At 51.3% G+C, this 22,142-nt stretch carries 20 protein-coding genes and 1 pseudogene; 5 read left to right on the forward strand and 16 right to left on the reverse strand.

What is annotated here, in order from left to right; translation table 11 throughout:
* The first annotated feature begins 4 nt into the window (after positions 1-4).
* From E5331_RS02050 to E5331_RS20210, 5 genes are all read left to right on the forward strand, one after another.
* A complete protein-coding gene (locus E5331_RS02050; protein ID WP_123482756.1) occupies positions 5-619 on the forward strand; it encodes a hypothetical protein in 615 nt (204 codons plus the stop codon).
* The gene (locus E5331_RS02055; protein WP_135984587.1) at positions 600-1,502 is read left to right on the forward strand and encodes a hypothetical protein; all 903 of its coding nucleotides are present in this window, start codon (positions 600-602) and stop codon (positions 1,500-1,502) included. The genes E5331_RS02050 and E5331_RS02055 overlap by 20 nt, the downstream gene beginning before the upstream one ends.
* A gap of 228 nt (positions 1,503-1,730) precedes the next feature.
* Entirely contained in the window at positions 1,731-3,206 is a 1,476-nt protein-coding gene (gene mobV / locus E5331_RS02060; RefSeq protein WP_123482813.1) for a MobV family relaxase, read from the forward strand.
* A 28-nt stretch (positions 3,207-3,234) separates the two neighbouring features.
* Positions 3,235-4,659, forward strand: coding sequence for an OmpA family protein (locus tag E5331_RS02065; RefSeq protein WP_123482758.1), 1,425 nt, complete (start codon positions 3,235-3,237; stop codon positions 4,657-4,659).
* A gap of 652 nt (positions 4,660-5,311) precedes the next feature.
* On the forward strand, positions 5,312-5,470 hold the full coding sequence (locus E5331_RS20210; RefSeq protein WP_160246872.1) for a hypothetical protein: 159 nt from the start codon (positions 5,312-5,314) through the stop codon (positions 5,468-5,470).
* A 237-nt stretch (positions 5,471-5,707) separates the two neighbouring features.
* Here the strand turns inward: E5331_RS20210 and E5331_RS02070 are convergent.
* The 16 genes and pseudogenes from E5331_RS02070 to E5331_RS02145 all read right to left on the reverse strand — a co-directional run.
* A pseudogene (locus tag E5331_RS02070) lies at positions 5,708-6,778 on the reverse strand (ArdC family protein); the annotation flags it as partial.
* 1 nt (position 6,779) lies between these two features.
* Complete coding sequence (locus E5331_RS02075; RefSeq protein ID WP_123482760.1) at positions 6,780-7,418, reverse strand: hypothetical protein; 639 nt, start codon at positions 7,416-7,418, stop codon at positions 6,780-6,782.
* Positions 7,419-7,442: 24 nt separating this feature from the next.
* Positions 7,443-9,011 carry a glucosaminidase domain-containing protein gene (locus E5331_RS02080; protein WP_123482761.1) on the reverse strand — a complete coding sequence of 523 codons (1,569 nt, stop codon included), beginning with the start codon at positions 9,009-9,011 and terminating at the stop codon, positions 7,443-7,445.
* A gap of 3 nt (positions 9,012-9,014) precedes the next feature.
* Positions 9,015-11,705, reverse strand: coding sequence for a MutS N-terminal domain-containing protein (locus E5331_RS02085; protein ID WP_123482762.1), 2,691 nt, complete (start codon positions 11,703-11,705; stop codon positions 9,015-9,017).
* A 22-nt stretch (positions 11,706-11,727) separates the two neighbouring features.
* Positions 11,728-13,593, reverse strand: a complete 1,866-nt coding sequence (locus tag E5331_RS02090; RefSeq protein WP_123482763.1) for a hypothetical protein — start codon at positions 13,591-13,593, stop codon at positions 11,728-11,730.
* On the reverse strand, positions 13,593-13,889 hold the full coding sequence (locus tag E5331_RS02095; protein WP_123482764.1) for a hypothetical protein: 297 nt from the start codon (positions 13,887-13,889) through the stop codon (positions 13,593-13,595). The genes E5331_RS02090 and E5331_RS02095 overlap by 1 nt, the downstream gene beginning before the upstream one ends.
* On the reverse strand, positions 13,883-14,707 hold the full coding sequence (locus E5331_RS02100) for a M23 family metallopeptidase (RefSeq protein WP_123482765.1): 825 nt from the start codon (positions 14,705-14,707) through the stop codon (positions 13,883-13,885). Before E5331_RS02100 ends, E5331_RS02095 begins: the two co-directional genes overlap by 7 nt.
* A gap of 51 nt (positions 14,708-14,758) precedes the next feature.
* Complete coding sequence (locus tag E5331_RS02105; protein ID WP_123482766.1) at positions 14,759-15,385, reverse strand: antitoxin; 627 nt, start codon at positions 15,383-15,385, stop codon at positions 14,759-14,761.
* Between the two features lie 12 nt (positions 15,386-15,397).
* A complete protein-coding gene (locus tag E5331_RS02110; protein WP_123482767.1) occupies positions 15,398-16,324 on the reverse strand; it encodes a radical SAM protein in 927 nt (308 codons plus the stop codon).
* A 26-nt stretch (positions 16,325-16,350) separates the two neighbouring features.
* A complete protein-coding gene (locus E5331_RS02115) occupies positions 16,351-17,037 on the reverse strand; it encodes a hypothetical protein (protein ID WP_123482768.1) in 687 nt (228 codons plus the stop codon).
* Positions 17,038-17,047: 10 nt separating this feature from the next.
* The gene (locus E5331_RS02120) at positions 17,048-17,740 is read right to left on the reverse strand and encodes a hypothetical protein (protein WP_123482814.1); all 693 of its coding nucleotides are present in this window, start codon (positions 17,738-17,740) and stop codon (positions 17,048-17,050) included.
* Entirely contained in the window at positions 17,721-18,221 is a 501-nt protein-coding gene (locus tag E5331_RS02125) for a PH domain-containing protein (protein WP_123482769.1), read from the reverse strand. The genes E5331_RS02120 and E5331_RS02125 overlap by 20 nt, the downstream gene beginning before the upstream one ends.
* A complete protein-coding gene (locus E5331_RS02130) occupies positions 18,218-19,456 on the reverse strand; it encodes a toprim domain-containing protein (protein ID WP_123482770.1) in 1,239 nt (412 codons plus the stop codon). The genes E5331_RS02125 and E5331_RS02130 overlap by 4 nt, the downstream gene beginning before the upstream one ends.
* A 21-nt stretch (positions 19,457-19,477) precedes the next feature.
* Positions 19,478-21,100, reverse strand: coding sequence for a hypothetical protein (locus tag E5331_RS02135; protein ID WP_123482771.1), 1,623 nt, complete (start codon positions 21,098-21,100; stop codon positions 19,478-19,480).
* Positions 21,101-21,112: 12 nt separating this feature from the next.
* On the reverse strand, positions 21,113-21,331 hold the full coding sequence (locus E5331_RS02140) for a hypothetical protein (protein ID WP_123482772.1): 219 nt from the start codon (positions 21,329-21,331) through the stop codon (positions 21,113-21,115).
* A gap of 12 nt (positions 21,332-21,343) precedes the next feature.
* On the reverse strand, positions 21,344-22,090 hold the full coding sequence (locus E5331_RS02145; RefSeq protein WP_123482773.1) for a DUF4099 domain-containing protein: 747 nt from the start codon (positions 22,088-22,090) through the stop codon (positions 21,344-21,346).
* Positions 22,091-22,142 lie beyond the last annotated feature (52 nt).

Raw genomic sequence — 22,142 nt, forward strand, 5'->3', positions numbered from 1 at the left:
AACCATGCTGATAAAGATTCTCTATTCACTGATGTTTCCGACATTCCTTGTCGTACCGTTCCTGTATAAAAACAAACGGCCTGCCATGCTCGTCTTCTACCGTAACATGGCGATGAGTTTCGCTTTCAGGAAAGTGTACACCAAAATGTTGCTGCTTTTTCTGCTGGCATTCCATTTCTATCACCTGACGATTTTCCAGAACCATTATGACCTCATCCCGTCATCGGTGCTGTGCTTTGCGATGTTCTCCCACAGTCTCTGTGAAAGATTTATCTACTTCCTTCAGGATTGCCGTGTCCTGTGGGTCGGCATGGTTCTCTCCTTGACGTGCCTCTTCATTCCGCACTTCATGCCTCTTGGCTTCTCCATCGGTGTACTGCTCTGCGGAACAGTATTCTATCCGTCCCGTCTGCTCAGAGACTTAATGCTCCTGACGGAATGTGCGTACCGCCCGGATTGCTACGAAGACCTGCTGGAGCTTTCCGAATTATATTTCCGTTGGGATGAATCAGGAAACTCTATGTTGCAGGAATCCGAGCGAGAACGGAAGCATGTGTTTAACGAAGAGATAGAGGATGCAGAGTTTGAAGAGATCGGACATGAACAGGACGAAGTGTAATCATAAACCAGACAATATGAAATCAGAAGATACTTTTAGTCTCACGACAAATATGGCCCTGCTCCGCAGCCTTCAGGAAGACAGGCCTGCTGATGGCGGACGGCTGTCACGTTACAGTGCGTTTGTCTATTTGTTGGAACGTGCGAACAAAGAGCCGAGCACAGCAATATCCTTCGGACAGGAATTTCATCTTTCCGTTGGCCAGCTTGTGACTTCATATAGCGAGCTTGCTGTCGTTTGGGGATGGTCACGCGACAACGTGCGCAATTTCTTTCTTGAGATGACCAAGACTGGGGCCATTTCGGTTGAACGCCGGGGGAAGGCGACGGTCATATCCATTCCCGTATGCATGTCCGGCACTCCGACACTTACACGGCTTCCGTCCCGTGAAGAACGTGACCGTCTGCGTTTCATCTTCGGCACGATGTCCATCGAGGAACTGGCGGACATGTTCGACTCTGTGATTTCAAAGACCGAACATGATGTCGAGAAGTTGGATGCGGACGACCCGCACGACATTAAAATCGGACGACGGCTGCACCGGTTGGTCAATCATCTTGTGTTGCATCCTTCCGGTTTCTTTCCAAAAGACGACCGTGTGGCGGATGCCTTGCGTTGTCTGTTCATTGATGATTGCGATTCCGATTTTGCAAGGTTCTTCACCTTGCTTACTATCGGTGGACTCAAACTGATAGATGACCGCTGCGACAACACGGAGTTCCCGCCGTCGTTACCGGACACTACGATGCAACGGCTCGCTGCGGTCCTCGAATATTATTCTCCTTTTATAAGGCACGGTGTCCTCACCAATCCGACCGTCTTTGGCTATCAGGGACGGGCTGCGCCCGAAACAGGAACCGATACGACTCCGCATACGGGATAACACGGCGGCTTGCCGCCTCATTATCGGACGGGCTACGCCCAAAAAGGCCGCTTTGCGGCTGTTGGGAAGCATAATACCCCGGATTTTCAGCAGAAAACCGGGACAGACCGCCAAAAGCGGCAGCAAGCTGTGAAGTTATGGAAGAATTTTCTTCGCAAAATTCAAAAAAAATGAAGTCGGATGGCTCCCAAAAAGCCTTCGGAAAATCAAAAAAACGACGAAAAAATCATGGCAAATTCACAAAAACAAGTCATGGATCTCAAGGTTGCAAAGGGCTTCACCGAAGCTCAAAGCGATGAGCATAAACGTAACTGGGACGATAAAAAATGGGGCCGGGCATCGGGATATGGAGCCTACGACCGCACACGCGACGGCCTGAATTTTGAAATCGTGAAGGGAAAAATCGTTCCTCTTGATAAGACAAAATCCATCCCTGAACGCATCCGTGAGATACTGTCGGCGCGTGGAATCAAAGACCCTAACGAGGGATTGCCGGAGCCGAAATTCCGCACGGTGGTGAACTTTATTTTCGGTGGTTCACGAGCAAGGATGCACGAGTTAGCTTTCGGAACTCAGACTGTAAATCTGAATAAGGATGCCGACAATTCCCATATAAAACGCTGTCCGGACATTGAGAAATGGGCACTGGATGTGTATCGTTTTGTCGCCGACAAATGGGGCGAAGAGAACATTGCCGGATTTGTCGTGCATCTCGATGAGACGAACCCACATTGCCATTGCACCCTGCTTCCGATAAGGGATGGACGCTTCGCTTTCAAGAAAATATTCGGAGGGAAAGACTTGTACGACTACAAGGACTATATGCGGTCGCTCCACGATGAATTTGCCAAAGTGAATGAGAAATGGGGATTGGTGCGAGGATCCGACATAACTAAGACCGGGGCAAGAAATATCCCTCCGTATGAATACAGACGACTGTTGAGCAGGGAATGTGCAGACCTTGAGACGCAAATCGAATCGGACAAATCGTTGCTGCAACAGTTGAAACTTGAAGTATCTCATGCTGAAAGAAGGGTAAAAGGACTGACCACAATGATAGCCAATCTGGAGAACCGCAAAGCAGAACTGGAGCAGGAAATGGTACAGCTCTCTACCGATTTGCAAGCCGGAAAAGGAAATGCTGACGAGTTGCAAAAGAACATTGACAGGCTTAGCAAGGACTATGAGAAAGTGCTGGATTCCCTTACGGACAAGCGTCAGAAACTGACCGAGGCAAGTCGGAAATTATCTGAATACCGGGAGCTGGAGGAAGAATCCAAAGAGAAAGCCAACGAATACCGGCAACAGGCAGAGGACTACAAGAAAGATGTCCGAGAGGCATCCGGTGACCTTGCCCAACAGGTTCGTTTTCGCATTGCGGATGCTTTCGTGAATAATGTCATTGACAGCCTTAAAAGCACTTTGCCAACGCTCGGCGATGCAGGTTCAGTATTTAACAACACGCTGCTTGGAGACCTTGCGGAACGTGGAGAGGAGATTCTAAAATGCGCCGGACTGTTGTTCGCCGGATATGTTGATGGTGCCACAACTTTTGCCGAGGGACACGGTGGCGGAGGAGGCGGAAGCGACCTGCCCTGGGGACGGAAAGATGACGAGGACGACCTTCTTTGGGCACGGCGTTGTCTCTTCCGTGCGGCAAAAATGATGCGTCCGTCAGGCGGAAAATCTGTAAAACGTAAATGATATAACACTAATTCAAATAATTCAAACGATGAAGAAAATCTTATTTTCAATGCTTGTGACCTTTGTGGCACTGCTTGACGCGAATGCCCATGCGGTCAGCCATGCGGAGATGAAATTGAAGGAAATCGAAGCCGCACAAAAGGAAATTACGCTCCGCAAAAAGCCGAAATATCTCTCCGGTGCAATCATTCCTTCATGGACAGACAACTGGTTTATAAGCGTCTCGGGAGGCGCATCATCCTTTATCGGTTCGCCGTTGGGGTGCGATGATCTGTTCGGACGCATCAAACCTGCCTTACAAATATCATTAGGCAAATGGCATACACCATCGGTGGGAAACCGTCTCGTATTTCAAGGCTTCGAGTGGAAAAGCGGGGCTTTGACGAACCAACAATACCGTCATTATCATGCCGACCTCCTTGTGAACCTGATGCCGTCGATAGCTAAGGGTGATAAGGAATGTCGGTGGGATATTATTCCCTTTGTCGGTGTCGGATTGATTGACAACCGTGATGCCGGGCGCAATCCTTTCGCTTTCAATTATGGTGTCCAAGGGCGTTTTCGCATTGCCGATGGACTGCATATCACCGCTGAAATCGGTGACGCGACCACGTTCAAGGATGCCGACGGTCTTGGTTCTGCACGAGAAATCGGAGACCACCTACTGACGCTTTCGGCTGGTGTCTCATGGACTTTCGGAAAGAACCGTGGATGGAAAAAGGTCATTGACGCACGGCCTTATGTCATCCTCAATGAGCGACTGAAGGCTGCAGCATACGAACAAGAAAAAGAGAATGAAAGGCTTGCCAAAGAGAATGAAGCAAAAGCCAGGCTGATTGCCGAACTCCGAAAGATTCTTGAAATCGAGGGACTGCTTGACAAATATGCCGGATGTTTTGAACGTGTCGATGACCACGGTAATACCTCGGCAGGAGGCTATACCATGAACGACTACAACGGGCTTAACTCACTTAGAAAACGCCTCCGTGATGGCAAAAACGGCAGTCCCGAAAAGGATAACCGGTCAGAAAATGCAGTGTCCGGGGAAAGCAACGGAAGCAAGGCAGAAGTCGGCAGTGACGGGAACAATAACAGTTATGCGGATGATGTCATTAACGGCAATGCCGCACTCGGTGCACCCATATATTTCTTCTTTGAACTCGGCACCGACAATCTTGTAGAGGAATCACAACTGGTGAACATCGACGAGATTGCACGTATCGCTAAGAAATACAACCTTAGAATTGAAATTACAGGTTCGGCCGACAAAGCTACTGGTACGGAAATGATCAATTCAAATCTCGGTTCTCAAAGAGCCACCTTTATCGCCGGATGCCTGAAAGAACGAGGCATTCTGGAGAACAATATCAAGAAAATCTCAAGGGGCGGTATTGATGATTATACACCGGGAAAAGCAAACAGAAACACCATCGTCAGACTTTTCTTGCCATAATAGACGAGCACTAAGAAGCTAACTTTTTCATTTTTTTGCAGGCAGTCCCGACCGTGAGGTTAGGGCTGTCTTTTGCATAAACAGACATACAAAAAATGACTATTAAGAGAACGTCGAGGTACAAATATTTGCGCTTAAAACGCCTGATTTTACAAAAAAAATGAGTTTAGATACTACTATGTCTTGTGGTCGTTTCAATAAACAAAGGCGGCTTTACACTTGAAAAATCATCAAAATTTCAAAGGTTAAATCATCCTGTTCCCTGTCGTCAGGAAATAATAGAATCAATCTGAGTTTACGGTCAAAACGATACATGTCCATCGAATTTTGGAAAGAGACATAGGATTTATATTGATGTTCGGTTTTAGGAAATTAAAGTAAGGGAAAAAGTATGCGGACAACCTGAAATAACCTAATATATGCCGATTTGAGCATTGCGAAGAGGCTTGGTTGCTTCTATTGGGTGTAAAGGTAATAGTCTTTTCTATCTGCAAAAGATTTATGTCGTTTCGGACAATTTCGAGGCGTTTTTTATTCAGCTCGCATCCGAGCACATGAAAAATAAATTGAAAATAATCCGCTAAAAACTTGTGTATGTGCGGATTATTTTGTATCTTTAATATGGCAAATACTAACTTGGAAATAACAGAATATGGAAATAATACTTCTACTATTGGTCGGATGGTGGCTGTCGGGAGTCCTGGGCTTCCGTGAGCGTAAGAAGCCACGACGCAAACGTAAGCGTTCATTCTGGAAACCGGACATGGACGAATATGACTGGGAAGAGTTCAACAAGAGGAATGGACGCTGACACTTCCATGACTGCATAAAAAACAACCCGCCTAAGACAGGTGTCCCGGCGGATTGCGAAAGGTTTTACCGTGTTTAATCAGCGGCTGCGGTGAGTCCTTTGGAACGGCACTTCCTCGTCCTCACGCATCATGTCGAAAGGTGTATCCTCTATATGAACGACCTCTGTCGTGTTGCCGTCATTGTCGATGTCATAGACATCGGGGTATTCGGTCGTATGTCCGGGAGTGGCTTGGTAGCTGTCTATCTGTCCTTGAACAATGTCGATGCGGTGGTTTATCATGGATGTGGCACGACGTACATCTTGCAGGGTTGTCTTGATAAACTCGGGGGATTCTTTGAGGCTGTCGAGCCATGACTTGAGGTATGCTGCTGATTCATCCTTGACATTCTTCACGATGCCGTAGCGCGAAGCTACAAGGGCACTGCCCAGTTCGGCCACAAGTTCCTCACGGGCATAATCATCCGAACCGAATGTCGTTGGCTTCAGCCTGTTGAGACGGTTCTCGGAACCGGTCGAATGTGTCATTTCGTGAAACGCCGTTCCATAGAACGCCTCCCCGTTGATGAACTGCGATTTCTCTGGCAGAACTATCTCATCCTTTGATATGGAATAGTATGCCTGGTCCTGATGTGTCGGCTTAATGGGACACAGCCACAGCCCACGTTTGATTATCTCATCCATGGCAGGAAAAGAGAATTTCTCACCATCAAGGGATGCCGGTCTGGTGATCTGGTTCTGTGCTTCCAACTTGGCATACAGTTCAGGACGGGCCTCTTTCAGATTGGTCTGGTCCACGTTGAACACATTATATACGTTCAGCTTCGGATAGACATTATACTGCTTTTTCTCTTCCTCGGAGAGTCTTTTGTAATCCTCGTATTTGATTTTCTCCTTGGTCTCGCGGTTCACTACCGTAAAACTGGTGAGGAATATCGGGAATGACTTCTCTCCCTTGTTGACTGTGACGGCCGGGAGTTTCTCTCCGTTACCATCCACCAGCGGCTTGCGGCTGCCGTCCTTCCCAACGGAGTAATTCATTCCGGTTACACGGTTGAAGGTACAGAACACAGGAAGCTGGTAGTTGTTCTTCTCACACAGGAGCATGAGCATCACGGCGTTCATACCGTTATACTCCCTCCCGTTCAGGTTCTTGGGCCATTTCAGGCTGCCCTCGGTAAACCAAGGTTTCTGCCAGTCTGACTGGAGATTTTTTATTTTCTCCACCATGAGGTCTGCGAACCTGTCAAGGGCGCGGTCTTCGGCACTGCGTCCGTCACCGTTGTCGTTGTATTTCCTGTATGCCATATCAGATCGGTGGGTTTTCGTTGTCCTTTGTCTGTGGGAATGGCTGGCGTTCCCACGGTTTGACCTCTTCCAGACGGCAGTCAAGGTCAATACGGCCATTGTATGCCGATACTGTCAGCTTACCGGTGGCATGTATCTTCGCCTTGGCTTCGAGAAACGCTTCTTTGACATAATCGAACTTGATGAAGCGTACCCATGTGAACTGCAGAGCATCCCCGGACTTTTCTGTGGAATATGCCGAGAACGACACATATTTTCCACCTTTCTTGTCGGTTTTCTCATCAACTCCCTTGCCGACAGTCCCCTTGAACTCCATTGTGCCCTCAATGGCATCCTTGGACGATTCGGGGCTGAGATTCACCGTGTCTGCATGGAAATTGAAATAGAGGTTGTCGCCGGTCTTTCGGAAGGTCAGTGTTCCAGTCGCCTCTATACGTGTTCCTGCTGCGAGGGAAGGCAACTCCGATTCGTCCCCGTCCTTACTTACGGATATGGACAGTTCCTTACCCGGCATATTGTTACGCGAACCTGGTACAGAGAGTTTAACAAGGAAACCGATGAATTTTTTACCGTCTCCAGACACACGGATTGTTGCCGGTTTGCTGATGATGCCGTTGATTGTTGCTTGTACTTTAATCATACTGTTTTGTTTTAATGTGAGTGATTATTTGATTGAAATATTCTCTGATTGTGACTGCTGCGATATTCCCTGACGGTAATCCTGCGACAACTGGGCGTTGAGCGCGATATTACCGATGATACCGGAAATACGTTCTTTCTTTTCGTCGGCGGTCAGGGTACTGTCCGACAGGACGAGGTTCATACGGTTCATGTCTGACGAAGACAGCTGTGCCGTGAAACGGTTTGTACCGGTATCTACGGACAGTAACGGAGTCTCGCCTTCCTTGACCTGAAGCGTACATTCCCTCATTCCCTGCACAAGCGGTGTAAGGTCTATGCGCTTGTCAAGGGCGGCGGCTGTTGCTGCAGCCATCTTCTCTTCTTCTGTCTTGCTATCTATCTGCACGGCCAATGCCATGAGGGAAGTGAACAGCGTCATAGCCATCTCCATGACCGGATCCTGTCCAAATCCGCCCATACCGATACCGCTGTCTTCGGATGACAGGAGTTTCTTCATCCATTCTTCCGGGGATAACGAGGTGTCTATTGCCGGGCTGTTAGGGTTCTGGCTTTTGTATTTCGCCAACAGGTTCTGACCGTCGTGCATGGCGGTGAGACGGATATTTCCTTTTTCGGCTATCTCCGCAAGATAAGCGGCGGGATCCATGTCCCTGGTAGTACCGTCCGCTGCAATCTGCTTCACACCTAAATGCAGGTGCGGTCCAGTGGTCCGGGTTCCAGTATTTCCGGAAACGCCTATCTGCTGTCCGGCATTTACTGTATCGCCGACCTTGACAGAAAATGAATTAAGGTGCAGGTAGCTGACCTGTACCTTGGCTCCGCCTTCACGAGTATATTCTACGGTGACCGACTTTCCACCAGCTGTGTTGGCGTTTTCATTCACCGCTACAACCTTGCCGTTCTTTTCCGTCGCCAGCACAGCTTCATTGTTGCATTGTATATCCATCCCCTTGTGCATCTGCTTTTTGGAAGTATCTGTCGGATCTGAACGCATACCGAAAGGCGATGTAACGAACAGGAACTCTTCTCGTTTCAACGGGAAAGAATAATCATGTTCCGCACTGTTGTTATTGCCGGACTGCAACTGTGGGATTCCTTGCCCCGGTTTCAGCCCTTTGGCGTTCATCTCTTCCATTACCATACGGTCATATCGCTGAAGGTCGTTACGCTCGATAATGGATATAAGCGCGGGCGCATATTTCCCGGCTGTAGCATATCCGGCTTTATCAAGCCCCTGTGCCCATCCTTTGTAATCGTCCGCATCAAGTTTGAAACAGGATGCGTACCGGGAGTTCTCCTTCAAAAATCTGGAATGATGGGCATAGGAATCGCCCACACTGTCGTAGCTGCAGAATTTCTCATTCGGTTTGTCATCGGAGTAGAGACCGTATTTGCCACCGTTGGCTATCCATGACTGCGTGGCCTTGATGCCGAAATGGTTGTTCTCGTTCTGTGCGAGACGGCTCTGGCCGCTTGCACTCTCAAGGATGCCCTGAGCAAGCGTTACCGAAGCCGGTATGCCGTACAGACGCATCTGCTCCATCGCAAATTCCGCATATCTTTCTGCGTATGCCTGATTCTTTCCTGCCATAGCCTACATTCTTATTCCTGTGTGACGTTCCATATTTTCCGCTGCGCTAACTGCATTTTGAGGAAGTGACATACCGGCTTTTCTGTCAGCAGAAATGTTTTCAACAGCATCGCAAATGGCTACCCTTGCTCCTGACCGCACGAGTCTCGGCAGATAGACATCCAGCATATCTGTCGGGAATGACACTTTCACGGCATGGACATCTTCCTTTTGGTTTCCGAATTCGATTTTTTCAAGTCCCAATGTCTTTTCCATACTTGGCACATCATCCTGATAAGCCTCATAATTGCCGCCGTGACGGAACAGCAGGATGACATCGGGATGCTTTTCTTTCAACTCTTCATATTGCTGGAGTTCGGGACGCACTGCCGCCACATCAGGACGGACAACGGCAGCGTCCTCTTCCTGCTGCTTTTCTACGGTTTGTTCCTCCGTTTTCTGCATCAGCAGGTCAGAGAACAACGTAGCGGCGAGACAGGTCTTGTATTGGGCCACATCTTCTGCCACCCACATCCGTTGCCATTGTTGCTTGCTCACTTCGCGCGGTTGCACCTTGTCGATGCCATCGATTACGGGGACACACAGTATCTTGTCGTCCTTGCTCTTGAACACGTTCACGCGCTTGATGCGCAGCGGGTCGATACCGTCCGGCATGGCACCGAACAGGTCAACCTTCAGGTTGGGTTCAGCCTGTGCGAGAGCATAGTATTTCTGAGCCAGTTCGTTGCGTACCGCACCTGCAGCCACACGGTCATCCTGCTTGACGGTGGAAAAGAAACGGTTGATGTCATTCTTGTCCGGACGGATGCTGAACGACGGCTCGTTTTCAGGCTTGAGGTACAATGCCCATCCGCCCGTGTCGTCACGGAGCATCTGGATTCGCTCGAACTGCACTTCCGTAGCGCGGCTGACTGCCTCGCTGACATCAAAAGCGGAAACATTTCTTATCTCCCTTCCGTCCAGTCTGGCCGAATACACCTGCTTGTCTGCAAAATAGGAATCATCAGGATGGTAGCGCAACTGCCCGTCCTTATTATAGAACCTAACGTATGAGGCACCCTGAGCCATCAACGCAGCCGCTATCTTCTCTTTATTAAATCCGGGAATCGTATGCGATACTACTCTCGCACCGGCTTCTTTGCGCTCATCGGCTGTCATCACCTCGTCGGGTGACATCCAGTAGTTGCGGCGGTCACCGTTGGGCATCACGACATCGCCTCCTGAACGGGCGGAAGTGGGAAGTACCACATCGGCAATCCCCGTGTTCTTGTCGAGTACCACCACGAACTCACGGCTGCGCTTGTCCGGAACGGCATTAATGTCGTCAGCTATAACATGCGCACCTTTTTCCTCCCATTCCTGCGGTAGCCATTCGCTGCAAAGGCGATGGATACATGCAGCAGAACCGGCAGCCTGTGTATAGGCTATATTGACAAGCTCCGGGTCGTCATGCTTCAGACGTGCATTGGTGAGTGAGTCCTGTGTCAGCGTGTCGTAATGTCCAAGTCCGTCAAAGCGGGCCAGGAACTCACGCTTGTCATCCTGTCCTCCCGGGAAATTACGGTCATTGATTTCCATACCTCCCTTGCGGAGAATGTCCTGCAATACCAGCGCATCCGCAACTGATACCTGCGGCCGTCCCTCTTCCTGTTCCCTGAGTTCCTCCGTCTGCTGCTTGTTGCGCTCGTGGGCCGATTCCATGCGTTCTCCCTTTTCAGCCTTGCGGATGACATCAAGGGCATTGTTCACATCGCTCTCCACAGCGTCTATCAGGCAGGGATTCTCCTTCAGTTCCTCTGTCCAGTATTCCACCATGCCACGACTTTCAGGTGACAGTTTCGCCGGCAGACCGAACTCCGCCATCTTCAGACCGGAGGCTATCTCGGCGATAAGACGCTCATAGCGCAAGGCATCACCTGACGGTGCTTTGCCGCCGTTCATCACCATGCCTTCCCTCGACATACGCTCACGGTGGCCGGTGGCACTCACCACCTGACGCACCAGTTCCTGCACATAATCCATGTAATTGCCGAAATGCTTCTGATCGGGAATATAGACGGCATCCTTGCCAGTGTCGTATGCCGCCGTTCCCGTGGTCGATTTCCTTATTGGTACAAGGTTCTGCGAAATCTGCTCACGAAACCTGTTGACTGCGGAACGTGTCTGGCGTTCCTCCGCAAGGATGTTGCCTCGGTCGGTTCGTCCGCCGAACTGCTGTCGCAACTTCTCGAACTCCTTTTCATCCACATGGGGAAGAGTGGTCTGCTCCACATTGAAAAGTGTGTGTATCTCACGTTTTCTTACTGCCTTGTACTGTTCCTGTTGCACAGGAGGAAGGCTGCGGTAGTCGTCACGGGATATAATGTCTCTCTCGTCGTGCTTGTTGACGTATGAGTCCCACCGGTACCAGTTCATCGGTACGGAGCGTTCGTCCTTGAGGACGGATTCGCCACGTTTCCTTGCTTCCGAAAACGTAGTGTACAAGGCGGTGGAATATCCATGGCTGTCAGCGTCGAGCATCAGCGTGAGGCTGTTGAACGGGCTGAGTGCAGCCCCTTTGGGATAGATTCTCGGAGAGAGGCGTCCCGACACGTTCAGCCAGTATCCTTCCGTAGATGCCCCGTTGAGAGCGTTTGACAGCAGCTCCACCTGTCTGGCGGCCGCCGTCTGTTCCTGTGGTGTCTTTTCTTTCATTGCTATATATTGATGTATTGGTTTATCTGAGGATTATGCCGCGTTCCTGCTGCCGTTCCTGTTCGATTTCCAGACTGCGGTAATTGTCTTCCGCCATCGCCTTCATGCGGTCGTGACGGGCAAGCACCGCATTGGCAAGCGTATTCAAAGGCAATGCTCCGGCGGCGTATGCCTGTGCCGCATTTTCGGGCAGCATCACCGAGCAAGGCACGTTGTCAATGGTGGCTATCAGCGTGTTGCCCCGTATGACAGCACCGGATATGCGTGGATTCAGTTCTTCATCGTCATACTGCCTGTAGCGGACGGTCGGACTGTGTCCGTCCTGTTCACGCTCTATCGCCTCATGTCCGATTTTGTTTACAAGGTTGGCACCACCCATACCTATCAGCACCATCTTCAGAAGAGGATTCCTGACGAACATTCCTACAAGGATGGAAGCCAGAGGCATCATTCCGCTTTTGAGGTTTAAGGAGGTGGTCTTGCCGGTGAACAGTCCAACAAGCATATCCGGCAGCATGGCTATTACATAAGGGAGGTTACGTCCGATGTCACCGATGCCGTCCAGCCCGACCGACCTGAGAAGATTCACCCAGCCGTCGTTATTGTCTTGTGCCTGTGTCTCCTTTTCCCTTTCTTCACCGTTGTCCTCAATTTCTTGAGTGTTATCGTTTGTCGTTTCCTGTCCACGTGATTCAGTTTTTTCTTCTGTTGCGGGACTTTCCTGTTGCGCTTTCTGTGCCTGCTCCCTGTCATGCTGCGTTTTCCAGTCAAGGTATGCCTGTTCCTGACCTGGAGCGATGACAGACGGCACGTTGGCGAAGTTCTTTCCACAATCTGCCGTCTGAGGTTTGCCAAGAGTTATCGGAGAGAACTTGAAAGGCACAAGTCCTTTTCCCTGATTCAAAAAAGGATTCTGCAAATTGCCGAGGTTCCAGTCCATTTCCCATGCCGGCTTTTCTTTCAGAATGGGCATCTTTTTGGACAGAGTGCCGTTGACTGACTGGATATAGTTGCTCTCGTATGTCTTGATGCGCAAACTTTCCTTGCGTATATCCGAGAGTGTATTGCCATTACCGAACAGTCCCGTGCTGACACATTGGTCAACCGTCAATCCCTGTTTCTGCTGTTTCTTGTCAAGTACGGACTCAAGTCCTGAGAACACAACTTCCGCACCGGCAAGTCTGGCAAGCGAGCCCCATGAGTACACGCCGCCAAAAGCCACCACGTCCGCTGCGAAACTCACACCCTTAGCCGTGCCTTTTTCCGCTTTCGACGGTTTGTATATGGCTTCGCCACGTTCCTCTATCTCACGTTGCAACGGTGACTTCATCATTTCCTGTGGCAATCCGAAAAGGCTGCCGGCCGCCCCCTTGCGGATGATATAGTCGAAAGATCCTTTGGGCATCTGCTCACGCACCATACGGTCAACCATCATCTGCTCGATACGGTGATCGACATAGGCGAGTGCCAGGTCTGAACCGATTTTTGCGGAAAGTTCGTCATAACGCTTGCGTCCCACTTCGGCCACCACCGCATTGCGCCATTCCCCGGCAAGACGCTGGAGGTCGGCTACGAAATCCTTGTTGCCGAGTATGCTCTCCTTGCACATCCCCACGTAGTCCTCCGCGGTCTTGGAACATTCCTTGCCGGTAAGCCGTAGGTACTGCATGGTATCATCGGGACCCGGTATGCCTGCGGAAGAGGATGATTGTGCAAGCGACCGCATGATGCCGGCAAATGAAGTGGAATAGTCCGCTATCTCTTTTGCCTGTGCCGTCTGCAATGCCGATTTCTCCCGGTTCATGACCGGCACGAAGTGTGCGTTGAAATAGCTGCTAAGGCAGTATTCCACCTCTGACAGCCTTTTTGTATTTTTCGGTTGCGCCATTATGATATGTTCAGTTGTTTCAATAAATTTTCTTTTGTCTGCTCGATGGCATTGTGATACACCTCCATCTGTTTGGGATAATACTCCTCAAGCATCCTCTCTTTGTCTATCCGGTCAAGCAGGAACTGTATCGCACATTCACGCTCTATCTCCACGGCCGCCTCACCGTCTTCCGAACCGTTGAACCAGGCTTTCGTCCACCAGCGTATGCCGGACCTGTCAGGATAGACAGTCACCAGCCGCTGGATGTCGAAGCTCCGCACGTCGATGTCAAGGTCGGCAAGCGGGTCTATGATTCCGGCGGTGGCGACGGCTTCGTCATAGCTTTTTTTTTACTCGCTTCATCCATGACCGACAGGAATATCCTGTGCCGAAGGGCGAGATAGTTGAGAAAATCCCCGATAAGCAGGTTCTGCACTTTGGCGGCGATAGGCACCGACCGTTCAGACAGTCCGAGCGGATTGGCCATCGACGGTATGGCGTCATAGAAATAGCTCCGTGCCGCCGACAGGGAGAAGATGTTGCGCAGGGACTGTTCTGTCTTGTCGGGAACGACGTACAGACCTCCGGCCACCTCCATCAGGTATTCGGGATAGAACCTTGCCATCAGGCCCTCGATCTCTTCCATGTTCTCGTCATAATCCGTCGGGATGTCCATATCGAGGGTCTCGAAGTCGGGCATGCCGCTTTCCGTGCCGGACATCTTCATGTTACCGAAAAGCATTTTCAAAAACTCTACGGGGTCTATCTCCGCTCCGTCATACTTCACCTCCAGATGAAGAGTGTTACCGCTGATGGAAAGGATGCTTCCGGCTTTGACACGTTTGCCGAAAGCAACCATAGCGTTGCGTATGCCGCCGTAGGTCACATCGTATTTCCCGTAACGGGCCGTCTGGTATAGACCGTGTACCCTGTCCGTGCCGATGGCGGTAACGATGCCGTCCGCCACCGCACGCAGCACATAGCGGTCTGCGGCGAGGTCTATGCCGTGGTTGAAACTCCCGTCCTCCTGTTTTCCATAAGTCCGGGTCAGCACCACTTCTTCTTTCTTGTCATTGAACGGCATACAGTAGCCGCTCTCTGACTGCAGGTTCATTTCCTGTGTATATTCCATATCCTTTTTATATGTTTACCTGTTGTCTTGTCAAACTTGTTCGGGTACGGTTCATCTGTGCCGTCCTCCCGGTTGTCGGTTCTCTGCCTGCGGGTTCTCCTGCACCTGTGCCACATGGGAATTATTGCCGATAAGCATCATGGCGAGCAGTGCGCCGCCAATCTTGCCGAGCCAGCCGAACCGTCCGAATATCATCAGTCCGGCGGCAAGCAGTCCGACGATGCTCAGTCCGGACACGTTGCCTTTCCCTATGTTGGAGAAGAAATTGCCGAACATATCGGCACCGTTGCCCCCACATACGTTCTTCAGGAAATCGGAGATGCCTCCGAATGTGCTGTTGGCCTGTTGCACGGTACCGCTCAGACCGGACACGGATTCCTTTACATCCCGTACCGTTTCCTGCACGCTATCGACGGTCTTGCTTGTGGTGTCCACCACTGCATCCACATTGTCGCTTCCTATCGCTATGTCGGCGACCGTCCTCACCACCGGCTTGTCATTGACAAGTGCCTCCCAGCCGAGATAGCCCACACCGGCTCCGACCGTGGCGGTTTTCACGGCGCGACCTGCGCCCACAAGGGTGCGCTGGGGATGGATGACGGCTCCGCCAAGGCTTCTTGTCGCCGGGTTGTTGAAGATGTATTTGCCACCTTTGAATATTGTTGCCCATTTGCCCATATCTGTTGTATTTTAGAGTGTTATCGTATTATCCGTTTGAAAATAAGCCTCGCACCTGAATCCTTTCCGTGGTGAGAAGTCTCTGAAACTGCATGACTTGAAAAGCATCGGCTTGTTGACGTATTGCGCGAGATCCTTCGCATACTGCGAGGGCTGTGTTCTGTTGTCGAAGTCACGATACGGCATCACATAAGGCTTGATGCCCAGTTCCCGGCACCGCTCGATGCGGTATAAGTCCTGCTCCATGGTCGAGTTGTAGCCGACGAGGATGTAGCACATGATCTTCCACGGCTTTATGTATCGAGTTACTTCTGTGATTTTTTTGGTCAGGTCTATCTGCGGCAAGTCCCATGCGATATGTATGGACTTGTAAAGACGGAGCCTGTTGAGCCAGTATGCCTGTTCCTCGTCCATGATGCGCACATCAACACCGTGGAGATTGACTTTTTGCCCTGCCTTCAGCAGATAGTCGATAGCAGATCGCCATTCCGGATTGGCGAAAAAATTGTTGTCAAGCACCTCGATATGCATTCCGTTGGGGTTCAGCTGCACTGGTTCCACGGGGTGTATGCCGCCCTCCTTGTCATGAACCAAGCAGAACGGACAATGACGGATGCAGCCGCGAGAGAATAACTGTATGGAATAGTCGTATTGCGGATAGAGGGAATAATCCATCAGGGATGATACTTCAATTTCCGGAGCCAGCTGGCTCTTTATGTCGTACCCGGTGCCGCCCTTGATAACCTCACAGGTCCAGGGACTGTTCTCGTCCGGCGAGAATGTGAATATCTTTGATTTGTAAATACGGTCATAGCCGTTTCCGAACATCGCGTCTGCCCATTCGACAATGTCACCTTTTGATTTGTGCCATGCCGATAGTTTCATCAGTGCGAAATTCGGGAAGTGGTGTCCGTCAACGTCTATCAGTCCAATCTTCATAAGCCTTGTTACAAGTTGTTCATGTTTTATTTTCCGGGTCTTATCTTACTGTTACTCCGCCAGCGCGAGAAGGCTTCGTCCGTAATTTTCCATTTGTCCACATCGTAACTCTTTGCCCTGCAGTCTATCTCCCGCCACACATCAGACAGGGAGGTGTATTTGACGGCAAGCGTGAGCCGGCGCAGGTTGCGGTTCATCAGATGGAGTTTCGGGCGTATGCCGAATACAATCTCAATGCGCTCCTTCTCCGTCATTTTCACGTTAGAGAGGCATACCTGCCGGATGTCGTTCACGATGTCCACGCTGCCGAGTATCAGTTCCCGGTATATACCGCTCCGGCGAGGTGTGAGTGCCACGGCAAGCGCGTTTTCAGGAGATTTCTCCAACTGGCGGCTCAATGCGCCCATGTTCTCTGTTAGTTTCCCGATTTCGTGGTAGAAACCGTATATCTGTGCCGCATAGCTGATTACCGAGCGAAACGAGTCGAGATAGTCGTTAAACTGCCGCTGGAAGTCGGTCGTGGCTTCCACTTCCTCCTTCGTCCATATATGCCCGGTAGTCTGCAGCAACATTACTTTCTCCTGTGACTTGAGCTGCTTCTCTGCCTTGTCGGTATATAGGACAATCATTCCGGACAATACAGGGTCTGTCTGTGCGTGACCCTTGCAGATGCCGAAAACCAATATCAATATGATCAGTACCGTCCTTATCATGCCGTCTCCTTTATTTTAATGTTCTTGCTGCCCGTTTCCACCGGCCGAAGGCATCACCGGCAATACTGCCGATGTCTCTGTCCATCATTCCTGCACTGACGTTGTTCCACACATCGGTAAGCGTATAGTACCGTATGCTCAGGTACAGCCTGTTGAGCTTTTTATAAAATGTGCCGAGTTTGTCGGACAATGCCCACAACGTCTGCGAGCGTTCCGCACCGGTGAGCATATTTGTCTTTCCTCCCGTGGCGATGGCCTCCTTCAAGAGTGTATAGACAGAGATAAGCTCTGTCGCCGTTTCCAGATAGAGGTTGTTCATTGACATGGTAGCGACAATGCCCTGCGGATTGGAACCGATGGCTTTCTTGAGCTTGCCCAGGGTGATGAAGATACGCACACCGTCTTCATACAGTGTGGCGGACGCTTTCAGTGAAGAGGCAAAACCGGAAACGGTCTGCAGGTAGCCGGAGTATTTCTTTTCCCATTCGTGCATCTTGGTGAACTCGGCGGCTATGGTGTTCTGCAGAACCGCTGTCCGGGTCTGTGCATCGGTCTGGTCTTTCACCTGTCCGTTGATGGCCTCGTTACCCTCGGCGAGGGCAAGCCATTCCAACGGATTGGACACGACAACCTGCGCCCTCGCTGACACAGCGGCGAAGACGGCAAGTACAACTGTCAGTATTTTAGCGGTTCGTAATCTCATATATTCCATTTCGTTTGCGGTTTGCACTTACACGTTCACGTATAAAGGGGACAAGATTGCTGCTCTTGTCCATGCCCACCATGTCAAGGCGGGGTGTGGAACGGTCGCCGGAATAGATATGTATGGTTTTCAGTCCGAACAACTGCTGTAAGAAGCTGCTCTCTTCCCGGAAATCGACCACACGGTAGAGTTCCATGAAGTCACGAGTGCGCTGGAACACGCCATGCTCATAGATGAATTGTTCGTCTGTGATGACAAACCTCATGCTCCGCAGATAAAGGAAGCGGTATATGAGGCAGAGGGCGATTGCCAGCGATGCCCACAACAGGATGTTACCCATGAACATGCCGTCAATTCCGGCCACGGCAAGCCCGGCTATGCAGACGATGGTAATAATCAGGTCATTGGCGAAATATTGCCTGATTCGGGGACGGAACACCAATGTCCCGAAACTGTATGATGGTTGTGTCTGTGTTTTCATCGTCTCATCCCTTTTGTTTGCGTTTCCTCATTGTTCATGGGCTTGTCAAGCAGCTGGTCGTTCCAGTCCTTATACCTTTCGTCGCAAGGCTCATATCCGATTCCGCGCCTGTCGATTCCCAGCCTTTCACAAATGTCTTTGAAGTCAAACGGTTCCATCGACAGCTCGTGACGTTTGACGCCTTTGGTCATGTCGGTAACAACAAGACGCTCCTTGTCCGGCGACAGGTGGGAGGTGAACACCCTTCCTTCTTTTTGCAGGGCGAAGTTGACTGCGAACATACGTCCGGCACGGTCCCGGTCGAAACAGAGGTGGTGGATGGCCTCGGGCGTATGCTCGATCATCGACGAGAACTGCTTTTTTGTCGGAGAGCCGCCGGTGGACACATACACGGCGTTGGAAAGGTCATGAAAGCCCACGTTCCCCGGCTCGTTCATCTTCAGTTGGTAAAAGGCCATCGCATCAAACGCACTCTCGAACCAATAGACATCCTTCGCTTTGTCAATGGGTCGGGTGAAGCCCATGTCGCTGCGGTTGTTTTCCAGACGGGCTATCCAGAGACCTTCTGCGGCATTGCTGCCTGCGGCCATACCTTTATAGGCGGTCTTGCCATCGGCATTGGGGCGGCTGCGCTCTTCCAGTCCCACGATGTCCTTGCCCGGCCATGCGGCAAGCGACAGCGGGAATGACAGGTTGGTGTATGTCTTGCCGCCACGTTCCCTTGTGGCAAGGAAGAAATGGTCGGAGAAGGCCCGCTGGGTCTGGAGGCTGATACCTCTGTTCTGGAAATAGGGATAGAAACGTTTCTGCGATTCCCAGTCGCCATTGATAAAGCCCTGTGTCTCGTATTCGTAGATGTCAAAAGACCGTGTCTCGCGCTGCCGCCCGAAATCTCGTGGCACACGGTCGTTCACGGGATTGTTCAGGAGGCGGTTGCAGACAAGGTTGACAAGCCTGTCACCCGACATGCCGGGTCTGTACTCGGCGAAGAGGTTCGGATGCTCCTTGATGAAGCTGATGACATTGTAGTTCTTTCTCTCAGGGGGCTGGAAACAGCACAGGCCGTTGGCGGTCACAATGAACTTGTCGCCATGCACGCGCTTACCGTCGCTGCCGATACGGACATACGAGGGATAGCGCATGCCGTCCCTGCGGTTGAGCCGGTAGCCGGCGTCCACCAACAAGTCCTGGATGTTCACCCTGCTTTTGAAATCGTCGTATGTAAGTTCTGACATGGCCGCTGGTTTATGTTACAGTTAAAGGCCGTGTCCCATGCCGGGGACACGGTCGTCTGGCAGATTCCTCATGGCGTCGAACTGCCGTGCGGCGACATCTGCCGGTGAATCGACACCGGGTTTGAAATAGACATGCGGCATCGGGCCTCGGTGTCCTTCCATATAGATGTCCGGCATGGGACGGGGACCGCGCAGGAGGTCATGTGTAACCACGGCTCCCGCAAACAGGGCGGCGGTGATTTTCGTGCCAAGCCCCACGGGATAGCGGTCTTTCATATCCACCTCCTTGAACACTTTTGAAAAGAGCTTCATGCGGTGCAGGTCGTCCAATGCCATGAATTTCTCATACTGCTTCTGCGAAATCTCGTGACTGACCACCTCGCCGTCAATGACGGCAGTCATACGGTATTTCGCCTCACCCTCGCCTTGCACGGGTTCCACACGGATGTCATCGACGGTGACTTCACGCCCGTGCCGCCCTTCACGGAACCATCCTTTGTTCTCGTCTATAAGGCCCAGATCGTTGCCGTCCATGACCACGCCGCCTTTGGGCCGATTGTCACGGAGTGATGGCTCACGCTCCACCTGTAAGTCCTGCTGATTATCCTGCTGTCGGTAATATTCGTCCTGTCGGGTAATCTGTTGGTCGAGATCTGCCTGAACTTCGGGATGGAGCTTTATGTCAATCTGTTTGTCGCTGTTGAGCATGTCCATGGTGACGGCATCGGCGAAATCCTCTTTGATGACACCGTTAAGCGTCTCAAGGCGTTTGGCTATAGGCTGGTCTTTGATGGAGTTGGAAGTCAATACAGCCAGTTCCTCGTCGGTGAGGTTGTACTGCAGGTCTGCTTCCAGTGCCGAGGACTGTATGGTGACGGTCTTCTTCTCCGCATCCACCAGTATGCCGTGGCTCGCCAGCACCTCCTGCCATTTCTCATTGGAGAAATAGACATCGGAAGTGATGGCTTCCTTATACGAAATTGCCGGAGTGGTCGGTCTTTGCGGCTGTCTGACAGGGGTTATTACCGTCTGCAATTCGGACAGCACATCCTTTCCTGCCACGGGAGCGGTGTTATAGCCTTTGTAATAGAAGCCATAGCCGCCGGATTGCAGTTCTCCGGGCTTCATGCGTCCATCGGGTCGGTTCGGAACCATTGGGGCACCGGGGTAATAGAGTTGTCCTCCGATACGGCGCAGGTGGAATCCTTCTTGCATCCTCGGTGTCCACCCCAAGAATGACCACCCCATCATGTGATGCGGCGGCATGGGTGGACGACGGTGCGGAGCTACTCTGCCGTATTCGCCCACGCCGATACGGTAGCCGTGTAAGCCCATCGCCACACGACCGTTGGCATTGCGGGCATGCACAAAGTCTTTCGGCATATCGAAGTCGGCGGCGACAATGCTGGCGAATGTGTTGTAAGCCTTGCGGTTGGCGGTGTTTGTTCCCCAGTCGGTCAGGGCTTTCAGCTGTTTCTCGGTAATCGGATAGTTCAGCAACGGGGAATCATGCCCCTGCACGAGCAAGGCGAAACCGTTGCTGCTTGCGGCCACATGAGCCTGCATCCCGTTTCGGAGCAGGATGTCCTGCAGTTCGGGAGTGAGTTCAAGCGGGCGCGGATTGGTGTTTGTCCTTATAGGCATGATACTTATTGTTTATGCGTTTCCGTTTTCCAGTGCCTCGTCAAGCAGGGCGTTCTTCATTTCCATGAAGTTGACAGCCGATTCTTCCAAATTGGGGTCAAGCCCTTGGCGGTGGCAGTACCATTCGTATTCCTGTGCCAGCTCGCGCGAGTGGCGGGTGATGTATTCTTTCCAACCGTATTCGCCGGACTGTACGTTCTCGATAAGTTTCTCTTCAGGTTCGTATTTCATCTTGCTTGCGGTTTAGTGTTTGAGGGTCATGTTGTTGCGTTTGCGCATCTCTTCCCACAGTTCCTCGGTATAGGATGCTTCGGGAACATAGTCGAGGTTGCCTTCTTCGTCGGAGACCCAGCAACCGTTCAGTCCGAAGTTGTATCTGCCGAAGCCCTGTCGCTGTTCCTCGCGCCATTTCTTCTCGTCACCATGCGTGAGACGCACACCGGTCTTTTCATTGAGGTCAATGCCGATGGTGTAGAGGTCATCGCCGTCCATGACGCTAATGGGCAATCCTTTCTGCAGACAGGTAAGCTCCGCATTGGTGAGCTTCATTTCGTTGGCTGCGTATTCGAGATTGCGGCCAATGACGGGTGTAGGCACGTAGATGATCTGGTTGGTGCCCTGGTCTATCTGATGAAATGCCTGTATCTCCCTTCCTTCGGGAGTGGTGACTGGGGCGATGACGGGACGGTGCTCAAGCAAAGCCTTGCGCTCTTCCTCGGTGAAGCGGTCGAGGCGGCCGGCTTTGAGTTGTGGATAGAACACCACATCGACGCTGTCGTCGTCCATGCGGATGAACGCGAAGCGGGTGCGGGCATGGATTTCCTCGCCGCTTTCGTCGGTGACGCTGATGGGCAGCACCGGGGAACGGCGACCGTCAAGAATGTCCTCTATCGCCTTCTGGGGCAGGTCTTCGAGCATATCCTGTGTCAGCCCGAATCTGTCGAGTATGCCGTAAGGCAGTTCCTCGCTCTGAAATCTTTGAATTTTCATTTTTATAATTTTATGGGTTGTCGTTTTCCGCAAAATTATATGTGTTGTTCCG

The organism is Lepagella muris (assembly GCF_004793975.1).
Taxonomy (GTDB): Bacteria; Bacteroidota; Bacteroidia; order Bacteroidales; family Muribaculaceae; genus Lepagella; species Lepagella muris.